9 protein-coding genes are annotated in these 11,399 nt (G+C 68.9%); 2 read left to right on the top strand and 7 right to left on the bottom strand.

Going from position 1 to position 11,399, the window contains the following annotated elements; translation table 11 throughout:
• Positions 1-35: 35 nt before the first annotated feature.
• Positions 36-1,070, bottom strand: coding sequence for a tRNA (adenine-N1)-methyltransferase (locus tag DFJ65_RS10810; protein ID WP_115923032.1), 1,035 nt, complete (start codon positions 1,068-1,070; stop codon positions 36-38).
• A gap of 67 nt (positions 1,071-1,137) precedes the next feature.
• The gene (locus DFJ65_RS10805; RefSeq protein WP_115923031.1) at positions 1,138-2,262 is read right to left on the bottom strand and encodes a site-2 protease family protein; all 1,125 of its coding nucleotides are present in this window, start codon (positions 2,260-2,262) and stop codon (positions 1,138-1,140) included.
• Positions 2,263-2,351: 89 nt separating this feature from the next.
• On the opposite strand from DFJ65_RS10805, the gene DFJ65_RS10800 reads away from it, so the two are divergent.
• Positions 2,352-3,224, top strand: a complete 873-nt coding sequence (locus tag DFJ65_RS10800) for a RecB family exonuclease (protein ID WP_115923030.1) — start codon at positions 2,352-2,354, stop codon at positions 3,222-3,224.
• A 3-nt stretch (positions 3,225-3,227) separates the two neighbouring features.
• Here the strand turns inward: DFJ65_RS10800 and DFJ65_RS10795 are convergent, their stop codons facing one another.
• A complete protein-coding gene (locus DFJ65_RS10795; protein ID WP_115923029.1) occupies positions 3,228-3,884 on the bottom strand; it encodes an HAD family hydrolase in 657 nt (218 codons plus the stop codon).
• A gap of 3 nt (positions 3,885-3,887) precedes the next feature.
• On the bottom strand, positions 3,888-7,601 hold the full coding sequence (metH, locus tag DFJ65_RS10790; RefSeq protein ID WP_245950425.1) for a methionine synthase: 3,714 nt from the start codon (positions 7,599-7,601) through the stop codon (positions 3,888-3,890).
• A 248-nt stretch (positions 7,602-7,849) separates the two neighbouring features.
• Between metH and DFJ65_RS10785 the strand changes: the two genes are divergently transcribed.
• Complete coding sequence (locus DFJ65_RS10785; protein ID WP_115923027.1) at positions 7,850-8,695, top strand: PAC2 family protein; 846 nt, start codon at positions 7,850-7,852, stop codon at positions 8,693-8,695.
• Between the two features lie 21 nt (positions 8,696-8,716).
• Here DFJ65_RS10785 and mshC read toward each other — a convergent pair whose 3' ends face one another.
• The 3 genes from mshC to DFJ65_RS10770 form a co-directional block, all read right to left on the bottom strand.
• A complete protein-coding gene (mshC, locus tag DFJ65_RS10780; protein WP_115923026.1) occupies positions 8,717-9,970 on the bottom strand; it encodes a cysteine--1-D-myo-inosityl 2-amino-2-deoxy-alpha-D-glucopyranoside ligase in 1,254 nt (417 codons plus the stop codon).
• A 100-nt stretch (positions 9,971-10,070) separates the two neighbouring features.
• Positions 10,071-10,880 (bottom strand): SCO1664 family protein, encoded by an 810-nt coding sequence (locus DFJ65_RS10775; RefSeq protein ID WP_170144061.1) that lies wholly within the window; start codon positions 10,878-10,880, stop codon positions 10,071-10,073.
• Positions 10,858-11,397, bottom strand: a complete 540-nt coding sequence (locus tag DFJ65_RS10770; protein ID WP_115923024.1) for a DUF3090 family protein — start codon at positions 11,395-11,397, stop codon at positions 10,858-10,860. Before DFJ65_RS10770 ends, DFJ65_RS10775 begins: the two co-directional genes overlap by 23 nt.
• Positions 11,398-11,399: the final 2 nt, after the last annotated feature.

Here is an 11,399-nt window from a genome sequence, read left to right as displayed (position 1 = left end):
TCACTATCCCTTCGTCGACGGCTCCGACTTCGACCCTAACTCTCCGAGCGGGTCGAATCCTGGTGCGGCTCACCAAATGAACGCGCCAGCTTGCGCACCTTCTTGTCCGAGACCGGGCGCTCCCCCACGTCCTGCGGGCTCCACTCGCCCGACGGGAGCACGGCCTGCACGTCGGCCTCGTCGTAGCCGTCGGCCGCACCCTTGCTCGGACGGCGCTTGCGCACCGGCGGCGTGACGCCCGGAGCGAGGCGCCGGGTGGAGACGAGGAAGCCGGTGTGGCCGTGCATGCGGTGCTCGGGTCGCACCGCGAGTCCCTCGAGGTGCCAACCGCGCACCAGCGACTCCCAGGCCTGCGGCTCGGTGAAACCACCGTGATCACGCATCGCCTCCGCGGTGCGGGACAGCTGAGTCGCGGTGGCGACATAACAGATGAGCAGGCCGCCGGGGGCGAGCGCGTCACCGACGACGCCCAGGCAGTCCCAGGGCGCCAGCATGTCGAGCACGACCCGGTCGATGGTGCCGGCCTCGACAGTGGTGGGGAGGGCGTCGACCAGGTCACCGACGGTCACGGTCCAGCCGGGGTGTTCGCCGCCGAAGAAGGCATTCACGTTGCCGCGGGCGATCTGAGCGAAGTCGTCACGGCGCTCGAAGGAGTAGAGCCGTCCCTGGTCGCCGACCGCGCGCAGCAGCGACATCGACAACGCGCCCGAGCCGACGCCGGCCTCGACCACCCGAGCGCCCGGGAAGATGTCGCCCATCGTGACGATCTGGCCGGCGTCCTTGGGGTAGACGACGGCGGCGCCGCGCGGCATCGACAGCACGTAGTCGGGCAGCAGCGGCCGCAGCGCGAGATACTCCACGCCCGCGGTGTTGGTGATCGTGGTGCCATCGGGGCTGCCGATCAGCTCGTCGTGGCTGAGGTAGCCGCGGTGGGTGTGGAACTGCTTGCCGGCACCCAGGGTGATCGTGTGCATCCGCCCCTTCGGGTCGGTGAGCTGGACGCGTTCGCCCTCGGTGAAGGGGCCGCGGCGCAGGTGGGCGCCGAGCGGGCTGTCGGGTGCTTCGGTCATGGGCGCCAAGTCTAGGGTCGGCCGCGCCGCGGACGAATTCGGTCGAAGCGACCGCGGCGGAGGCGGCTCAGGTCAGCGCCCGGCTCACCGCGTTGATCAGGTCGTCGCGGGCGATCCAGCCCAGGGGGCGTCCGTCCGCGGTCAGGACGACCGTGCGTTCGGCGACCCCGCCGTGCCGGGACGCGTGCTCGACGAGGGCGCCGAGGTCGTGACCGGCGGTGTTCTCGTTCTCGACCTGCACCAACCACGGGCCGGTCGGCACGATCATCAAGGCGTGCGCCGGGGTCGAGGCACGACGTTCGATCGGCACGGCCATCGCGCTGCCCGCGGGCACGAACCCCGCCGCTTGTTGATCGCCTCCGACCAAGAGGGTGTCGGCCGGCGGCAGGTTGGCCACCGTGATGTCGGCGGCGGCGACCGCCAGCGGACGCAGGATGTCACCGAGCGCGACCGCGCCGAGCTGGTTGTTGACCTTGCCCCGTTGCACCGCGGACGACGCACCGAACCACATGAACGAGGCGATGAGAGCGACCCACACGGTGCCGATCATCGACAGCGGCCGGCCGTTGACCAGCGGCCAGACGACAAGCACGCCGACCACGGCCAGGGTGACCAAGCGTCCGCACCAGCCGGCGGCGACGGTGCCCTTGTTGCGATTGCCGGTGGCGCCCCACACCGCCGCCTCGACCAGATGGCCGCCGTCGAGCGGGAAGCCGGGGAGCAGGTTGAACGCCGCCACCAGCGCGTTGGCCCAGGTGAACGCGACGACCAGGAGATGGGCGACATCGGGCAGACCGAACTGCAGAGCGCCCCACCCGGCGACGGCGAGCAGGGCGTTGGACAGGGGTCCGACGACGGCGACGATCGCGCTGCTGGCCGGGGAGCTGTCCTCACGGGTGAACGACGTGTGACCGCCCCAGAGATCGGCGACGATCTGGTGCACCTCGAAACCGCGCCATTGGCCGGCCAGCGTGTGGGCGGCCTCGTGCACGAGCACCGAGAGCAGGAGGCCGAGGACATAGGCCAGCGCCACGACGTAGGCCAGACCGCCGAGCTCGGGCAACGCCCGCTGCACCTGAGGGCCGAACGTCGCCACGATGACGATCGCGATGAGCACCCATGAACTGCCGATGAACACGGGCACGCCGCGCAGGGAACCGATCTTCAGACCGGGGGCGGCGTTGCGATTCATGTTCGAAAGGTTAACTGCCGCGCCTGTGGAGGTCCGATGCCGTCCGGCCCGCGCTGCGGTTGTCGGCGCCCGCGCCTAGAGTCCAGGACATGCAGGACAGCACGCTCGCCCAAGAAGTCTCGGTCACCGTCGTCAAACCGGCGATCTCCCCGAGCCGTGCTGCCGACTACATGCAGTGTCCGTTGCTCTACCGCTTCCGGGTCGTCGATCGGCTGCCCGAGCCCCGCTCTGCCGCCGCTGCACGCGGCACGCTCGTGCACGCGGTGCTGGAGAGGTTGTTCGACGTCGAGGCGGCCTCGCGAACCCTTGCGCACGCGCACAGCCTGCTGCAGCCGCAATGGGAGGCGCTGGTCGCCGACGATCCCGAGCTCGCGCAGTTGGTCGAGGGTGACCTCGGCGACTGGTTGGCGCCGGCACGGGGCTTGGTCGAGCGGTGGTTCGCGCTGGAAGACCCGACGCGGCTCGAGCCGGCCGAACGCGAGCTGTACGTCCAGGTCGAACTCGACGGGCTCACCTTCCGTGGCTACGTCGACCGGCTCGACGTCGCCCCGACCGGCGAGATGCGGGTGGTCGACTACAAGACCGGTCGCTCGCCGTCCCCGTTGTTCGAGGCCAAGGCGCTGTTCCAGATGAAGTTCTACGCCCTCGTGCTGTGGCGCACGCGCGGCGAGATTCCCAAGCTGCTCCAGTTGGTCTACCTCGGCAACAGCGAGATCGTGCGCTACGCGCCCGACGAGCAGGAGTTGCTGGCCACCGAGCGCAAGGTGCAGGCGCTGTGGGCCGCCATCGAGCGCTCGGCCCGCACCGGAGACTGGCGCCCGTCGACCTCGCGTTTGTGCGACTGGTGCAATCACCAGGCGATCTGCCCCGCGTTCGGCGGCACTCCCCCGCCGCTGCCCGCCCAGGCCGCCGGACGCGCTGTCGACCCGTCGGTCGCCGGCACCCCCGAGGTCGACGACTGACCGTCAGGTCTGCGCGATCCGCCAGAGTGACTCGAGGCTCTGACCAGCGAGCGTGTCGACCTTCGCCGCGCCGACCTCGTCGGGCACCGCGACGATATGTGGCACGGCCACGGTGCGGGCACCGGAGTCGACCGCAGAGCGCGCTCCCGTCGGCGAGTCCTCCACCGCGAGGCAGTCGATCGGATCGACACCGAGGGCCTCAACCGCCTTGAGGTAAGGCTCCGGGTGCGGCTTGCCGTGGGTCACGGCATCGCCGGTGACGATCGCGCTGAAGGTGCCCTCAGGTAGTTCCTCGACCAGCACCTGAGCGAACGACGCATACGACATCGTCACCAGCGCGTTCGGAATCCCTTGTGCCACAGCCTCGTTCAACAACTCGGCGGCGCCCGGACGCCACGGGATGTGCTCGCGCATCTGCCGGATCACCGACTCGAGCAACCGGTCGACGATCTGCTCCGGGGCCAGCGTCACGGGTGAGTTGTCGCGGATGACCTGCGCCGACACGAGCAACGGGTTGCCCACGAGCAGGTGTGCCAGGTCGTCGTTCCACACCCCGCCGAACTCGCCGACCAGTTCGTGCTCGGCGTTCATCCAATACGGCTCGGTGTCGACGAGCGTGCCGTCCATGTCCCACAGCGTGGCCTTGGGCAGGTCTGGCACCGTTCAGTCCTCCGGCTCGTAGCCGAGGTTCGGCGACAACCACTTCTCCGCCTCGGCGAGGGTCCAGCCCTTGCGCTGCGCGTACGACTCCACCTGGTCACGGCCGACCCGTCCGACCACGAAGTACTGCGACTGCGGGTGGGAGAAGTACCACCCCGACACCGACGCGCCCGGCCACATCGCCATCGACTCGGTGAGTTCGATGCCAGTCTGCGCCTGCACGTCGAGCAACTCCCACAGGGTCTGCTTCTCGGTGTGGTCGGGGCAGGCCGGGTAGCCCGGGGCGGGGCGGATGCCGCGGTACTTCTCGGCGATCAGGTCATCGTTGCTGAGGTGCTCGTCGGCCGCGTAGCCCCAGAGTTCGTGGCGCACCACCTCGTGCATCCGCTCCGCGAACGCTTCGGCAAGGCGGTCGGCCACCGACTCGAGCAGGATCGCGGAGTAGTCGTCGATGGCTTCCTTGAACTCCTTGATGCGGTCGGCCGCACCGAGGCCCGCGGTGACCGCGAACCCGCCGATGTAGTCGCGCAACCCGGTGTGCTTCGGCGCGATGAAGTCGGCGAGCGACTTGTTCGCGACGCCCTCGCGGTGCTGGCCTTGCTGGCGCAGGTGGTGCAGCATGGTGCGCACCTGCGCACGCGACTCATCGGTGTAGACCTCGATCGAGTCACCGACGGCGTTCGCCGGGAAGAATCCGACCACACCCGACGCGTCGAGCCAGTCCTCCTTCTCGATCCGGTCGAGCATGGCGTTGGCGTCGTCGTACAACTTGCGGGCCGTCTCACCGGTGGCCGGGTTGTTGAGGATGTCGGGGAAGCGCCCCTTCATCTCCCAGGCGTTGAAGAACGGCTGCCAGTCGATGTACTCGCGCAAGGTTGCGATGGAGTACTTACGCACCACCTTGGTCCAACTGCGCACCTGGCCGTGCAACTGGTCGTTGCCGATGTGCTCGTCCTGGGTGAGCAGCAGCCGCGGCCGCGGCGGCTGGTAACCCGACCAGTCGATCGCCGGCGCCGCCGCGACGGCCTTCTCGTACGACACCAGCGGACGGTCGTTCTTCTTGGCCGCGTGCCGTCGCCGGATCGACTCGTAGTCCTTCTCGACCTCGTCCAGGAAGGCCTGCTTGCGGCTGTCGGACAACAACGCAGAAGCGGTGGGCACCGAGCGCGACGCGTCCTTCACCCACACGACGGGGCCGTGATACTTCGGCGTCACACGCACCGCGGTGTGTGCCCGGGACGTCGTGGCGCCACCGAGCAGCAGCGGGATCTCGAAGCCCTGGCGTTCCATCTCCTCGGCGACACCGACCATCTCGTCCAGCGACGGGGTGATGAGGCCGGACAGGCCGATGATGTCGGCATTCTCGGCCTTGGCCGTCTCGAGAATCTTCGCGGTCGGCACCATGACACCGAGGTCGACGACGTCGTAGTTGTTGCACTGCAGCACGACGCCGACGATGTTCTTGCCGATGTCGTGGACGTCGCCCTTGACCGTCGCCATGACGATCTTGCCCTTGGAGTGCGCGGCGTCACCCGGCTTCTTCTCCGCCTCGATGAACGGAATGAGGTGTGCCACAGCCTTTTTCATCACGCGGGCTGACTTCACCACCTGCGGCAGGAACATCTTGCCGGCGCCGAAGAGGTCGCCGACGACGCCCATGCCGTCCATCAGCGGGCCCTCGATGACGTTCAGAGGGCGCTCGCCGGCCGCGGCGAGCTCGACCCGCATCTCCTCGGTGTCATCGACGACGAAGTCGTCGATGCCCTTCACCAGGGCATGCGTGATCCGCTCGCGCACCGGCAGGTCACGCCACTCGAGCCCGGCGTTCGGGTCTTGGGCCTCCCCCGCCTTGTTGTGCTCGGCGGCGATCTCCAGCAGCCGCTCGGTGGCATCCGGACGGCGGTTGAGCACGACGTCCTCGATGCGCTCACGCAGTTCGGGGTCGATCTGGTCGTAGACGACCAGCGCACCGGCGTTGACGATTCCCATGTCCATGCCGGCCGCGATGGCGTGGTAGAGGAACACCGAGTGGATCGCCTCACGCACCGGGTTGTTGCCGCGGAAGCTGAACGAGACGTTGGAGACGCCGCCGGAGACCAGAGCGCCCGGCAGGTTCTGCTTGATCCAGCGGGTCGCCTCGATGAAGTCGACCCCGTAGTTGGCGTGCTCCTCGATGCCCGTCGCCACCGCGAAGATGTTCGGGTCGAAAATGATGTCCTCGGCGGGGAACCCGACCTCCTCGGTCAGGATCTTGTAGGCCCGTGCGCAGATGTCCTTGCGCCGTTCGATGGTGTCGGCCTGACCGTCCTCGTCGAACGCCATCACCACGACCGCGGCGCCGTACTTGCGACACAGCTTGGCGTGTTCGACGAACGGCGCGACACCCTCCTTCATCGAGATGGAGTTGACGATCGCCTTGCCCTGCACGCAGCGCAGACCGGCCTCGATGACGTCCCACTTGGAGGAGTCGATCATCACCGGCACCCGGCTGATGTCGGGCTCGGACGCGATCAACTTGCAGAAGCGGTCCATCGCCTCGATGCCGTCGATCATCCCCTCGTCCATGTTGATGTCGATGACCTGCGCGCCGGCCTCGACCTGCTGGCGCGCGACGCTGAGAGCGGTCGGGTAGTCGCCCTCCCTGATCAGCTTGCGGAAGCGGGCCGAACCGGTGATGTTGGTGCGCTCGCCGACGTTGACGAACAGCGAGTCGGGGCCGACGTTGAACGGTTCCAGACCCGACAGCCGCAGCTCCGGGTCGACCTCACCCACCCCGCGCGGTGCGACCCCGTCGACGATCTCGGCGATCGCGCTGATGTGTTCGGGCGTGGTGCCGCAGCAACCGCCGAGGATGTTGACGAGGCCATCCTTGGCGAAGCCGCCCACCACCTCGGCCATGGCCTCGGGCGTCTCGTCGTACTCACCGAAGGCGTTCGGCAGGCCGGCGTTCGGGTAGACCGACACGAACGAGTCGGCCACCTTCGCCAGCTCCGCCACATACGGCCGCATGTCGGCGGCACCGAGGGCGCAGTTGAAACCGACGGCCAGCGGTTTGGCATGCCGGACGCTGTTCCAGAAGGCCTCCGTGACCTGCCCGGACAGGGTGCGACCGGACGCGTCGGTGATCGTGCCGGAGATGATCACCGGCCAGCGACGTCCCTCCTGCTCGAAGAGGGTCTCCAGGGCGAAGATCGCGGCCTTCGCGTTGAGGGTGTCGAAGATCGTCTCGACCAGCAGGAGGTCTGCCCCGCCGTCGACCAGCCCCTGCGCCTGCTCCAGGTAGGCGTCGACGAGCTGTTCGTAGCTGATGTTGCGCGCGCCCGGGTCGTTGACGTCGGGCGAGATGGACGCGGTGCGGTTCGTCGGGCCGAGTGCGCCGGCGACATAGCGCGGCTTGTCCTCGGTCGAGGCCTTGTCGGCCTCGGTGCGGGCGAGCACCGCGGAGGCGTGGTTGAGCTCGTAGGAGAGGTCTTCCATGCCGTAGTCGGCCATCGAGATGCGTTGTGCCGAAAAGGTGTTCGTCTCGATGATGTCGGCGCCGGCGTCGAGGTAGGCGCGGTGGATGTCGGCGATCAACTCCGGGCGCGTGATCGACAGGAGGTCGTTGTTGCCCTTGACGTCGAGGTGCCAGTCGGCGAACCGCTCACCGCGGAACTCTTCCTCCGAGAGCTTGTGCCGTTGGATGAACACACCCATCGATCCGTCGAGGATCAGCATGCGGGAGCTGAGGGCCTCGGTCAGTTCGGGAGTGGCGTCCGGACGCTGGTGGCTGCGGTCGCGCTCGATGGTCTCGGAGCGGGAGTCGGAGCGGCTGCTCACTGTTGTTGTTCCCTTCGTAGAGTCGACCGAGTTTACGACACGGCCGCGTGATCCCCGGGGGCTGCACCTGCGGCCCCGGTCACTCCGTAGGCTGGTGGGGACAGCTGTTTCCTCAGCTGCTTCCCGGCCCCGGAGGACGAAGTCGCGTGATCGAGATCGAGGACATTCCACTGCTGGACGACCCGATCATGATCGCGGCGTTCGAAGGGTGGAACGACGCCGGCGAGGTTTCGTCCAGCACCATCGCGCACCTCATCGAGGTGTGGGACGCCGAGCTGGTGGCCGCGATCGACCCGGCCGACTACTACGACTTCCAGGTCAACCGCCCCCGGGTCACGGGCGAACCGGGGTCACGGCAGGTCGAGTGGCCGACCACCCGCATCTACCTCGCCCGTGACACCCCGCTCGACCGCGATGTGCTGCTGGTGCACGGCATCGAGCCGTCGTTCCGGTGGATGCAGTTCACGTCCGAGCTGCTGTCGTTGGCGGTCGAGACCGACACGACGATGATCATCACGCTCGGTGGTCTGCTCGCGGACGTCCCGCACACCCGTCCGCTGCCGATCACGGTCACCGCCGAGCACCCCGACATCCAGCAGCGCTACGACGTCGAGCCGAGCCGCTACGAAGGCCCGACCGGCATCGTGGGCGTGCTGACCGACACCGCGGGTCGCACCGGCATCACCACCCTGTCGGCCTGGGCGGCCATCCCCCACTACGCTGCCGCGGCGCCTTCGCCCAAGGCGACCTTGGCGATGGTGGTGAAGCTCGAGGAACTCCTCGACGCCGTGATCGAGCACGCCGACCTGCCCGACGCGGCGGCGGCGTGGCAGCGCGGGGTCGACGACCTGGCCGCCAACGACGACGAGGTCGCCGAATACGTGCAGGCGCTGGAGCAGGCGCAGGACACCACCGATCTACCCGAGGCGAGCGGTGACGCGATCGCGCGCGAGTTCGAGAAGTACCTGCGTCGGCGCGACGAGGACCAGTAGCCCGGTCTCAGAGCGCGATTGTCAGAGTGCGACACCGAGCACGGCGTCGATCGCGGCGCGCACCCGCGGGGAGTCGCCCGACTCCGCCTGAACGTTGCGGGCCGCCCAGGCGTCGACGGCGGCCAGCGCGGACGGCGAATCGAGGTCTTCGGCCAGCGCTGCGGTGATCGTGGCGATCAGGTCGTCGGCATCGGTGTCACCCGCCCGCGCCGCGACGTCGCGCCAGGTGGCGAGCCGCTCCTGCGCACGGGTCAGCTGGTCGTCGGTGTACTCCCAGTCGGTGCCGTAGTGGTGGTCGAGCACCGCCAGGCGCACCGCCATCGGGTCGACGCCGGCCGCGCGCAGCACCGACACCTTCACCAGGTTGCCGAGCGACTTGCTCATCTTCTCGCCGTCGTACGCCACCATCGCCTGGTGCGCGTAGCGGCGTGCGAACGGCGACTTGCCGGTGAGCGCCTCGGCCTGCACGGCCGACATCTCGTGGTGCGGGAACACCAGGTCGGTGCCGCCACCCTGCAGGGTGAACGAGATGCCGAGGTGGTCGAGCGCGATCGTGGTGCATTCCAGGTGCCAGCCCGGACGGCCGTCGCCGAGTTCGCCTCCGTCCCAGTGCGGTTCGCCGACACGGCGGCCACGCCACAGCAACGGGTCGAGCACGTCACGCTTGCCGGCACGGTCGGGGTCGCCGCCGCGGTCGGCGAACACCTCGAGCATCTGCTCGCGGGTCCACCCGCTGGTGGCGCCGAACGACGGCTGGGTGGACAGGTCGAGGTAGAAGTCCTGCACACCCGGTGCACCCGCCTCGGGCTCGTCGACCGGGAGCCCGTAGGCGACGCCGTCGGCGACGAGTTTCAGGATCACCTCGACGTGGCGCGGCATGGTCTCGACGACACCCACATAGTGCTGCGGCGCGATGTTGCGCAGCGCCTCCATGTCGCCGTGGAAGATCTCGATCTCGCGCTGGGCGAGGTCGACCCAGTCGATGCCGTCGCGGGCGGCCCGCTCCAGCAACGGGTCGTCGATGTCGGTGACGTTCTGCACGTAGGTGACCGGGTGTCCGGCGTTGCGCAGGGCCCGGATCGCGAGGTCGAAGGTGACGTAGGTGGCGGCGTGGCCGAGGTGGGTGGTGTCGTACGGCGTGATGCCGCAGACGTAGACGCCGACCGGCTTGTCGACCGGCACGGGCTCCACTTCACCGGTGAGCTCGGCCCGCATCCGCAGGGCGGGTGCCGGGGTCTCCAGGGTGGGCAGCGACGGCGACGACCAGGACTTCACGCGTAGAGCCTAGGCCCCGTGGCCGACCACCCCTGCACCGCTCGGGCCTGCGGTGGCGAGGATCACGCGCGCAGCAGCACCAGCGCCGTCAGCACCGCACTCACCACAGCGGCCACGGCAGCGGGTGCCGGTCGTCCGGCACCTCGGGCATCACGCGTGTCGACAGCAGGCGATGAAGGCGGTCGTCGAGCGCCTCGATCTCCACCGGCGTCAGCACTTCGGCGAGTTCGTCACCGCACTCCGCGTCCAACGCGTTCGAGAAGCGTTGCAGCGCAGCGAGATCCGCTTCGGCGATCGGGGCGCCGGCGAACCCCCAGAACACCGTGCGCAGCTTCTCCTCCTCGTGGAAGCACAGACCGTGGTCGATCGCCCAGAAGCCGTCTCCGTCGGCGAGCAGCGCGCTGGCCTTGCGGTCGGCGTTGTTCAACAGGGCGTCGAACAACGCCAGCGTGCGCAGCCGAGGAGTGTCGCTGTGCGACACGACGAGCGGACGGTTCGCGTCGTCGCGCACCATGAGCACGACCACATTGCCGGCCGGCACGTGTGACGGCTCGTCGATGCGCACGAAGTCGGGGTCTTCACGCCCGTCGAGCGGCCCGACCCATTCCTGCACGGTGCCCACACCGAGCGGACCGTCGCGCAGCACGGTGCGGGGCACGAAACCCCAGCCGGTGGCGTCCGACACCAGCGACGCAGCCAACTCGCGCCCGGCCAGGGATCCGTCGGGGAAGTCCCAGAGCGGACGCTCCCCCTGAATCGGCTTGTAGACGGCTGCAGTTCGCGACTCGCCCGCACCCACCCAGACGCGCAGGGCGAGGTTGGACGCGTCGACCAGGCGTCCTTCGATCTCCAGGTCGCTGTCGGCCAGCAGCCGCAGCACCGGGTCGTCAGCGTTTGTATCCGTTGGCACGGGGGCAGATGTGTCCGCTGGGGTCCAAGGGGTCGCCGCACAACGGGCAGGGTGGCCTGCCCTGTTCGAGCAGAGCGCCTGCGCGCCGGGCGAATTCACGGGCAGCCGCCGGGCTGACGGCGACGCGCAGGGTGGTGCTGTCGGGTTCGTCGACGGCGACGGACGGCTCCCCCGTCTCGTCGACCTCGACCGACACCGTCGAGTCGAGGCACTCCACCAGCACCCGGCCCGATTCCGGGTCCCAGGCGAGGGTGAGCGTGCCCACCCGGAACTCGTCGTCGATCGGGGTGGTGAGCGGCGCGTTGTCGGGCTCGATGGCCGGGAGGTCGTCGTCAGCGCCGAGTTGGTCGAGCAGTTCCTCGAGGCGCTCGGCGAGCATCGCCACCTGCGCCTTCTCCAGGGACACGCTGGTGACCCGGCGCCCGTCGACGGCCTGCAGGAAGAAGGTGCGTTGACCGGCCGGTCCGACGGTGCCGGCGACGAACCGGTCTGGATCCACGTAGTCGATGAGCGGCATGA

This window comes from Calidifontibacter indicus, from assembly GCF_003386865.1.
Taxonomy (GTDB): Bacteria; Actinomycetota; Actinomycetes; order Actinomycetales; family Dermatophilaceae; genus Yimella; species Yimella indica.
The sequence above is the reverse complement of the archived record's forward strand: the minus strand, read 5'-3'. Positions and strand labels throughout refer to the sequence as shown.

Bases quoted from the DNA above. Each gene is read 5' to 3' on its own strand.
- DFJ65_RS10805 (WP_115923031.1), bottom strand. From the start codon at position 2,262: ATGAATCGCAACGCCGCCCCCGGTCTGAAGATCGGTTCCCTGCGCGGC.
- DFJ65_RS10810 (WP_115923032.1), bottom strand. From the start codon at position 1,070: ATGACCGAAGCACCCGACAGCCCGCTCGGCGCCCACCTGCGCCGCGGC.
- DFJ65_RS10800 (WP_115923030.1), top strand. From the start codon at position 2,352: ATGCAGGACAGCACGCTCGCCCAAGAAGTCTCGGTCACCGTCGTCAAA.
- DFJ65_RS10770 (WP_115923024.1), bottom strand. From the start codon at position 11,397: ATGCCGCTCATCGACTACGTGGATCCAGACCGGTTCGTCGCCGGCACC.
- metH (WP_245950425.1), bottom strand. From the start codon at position 7,601: ATGCTGATCCTCGACGGATCGATGGGTGTGTTCATCCAACGGCACAAG.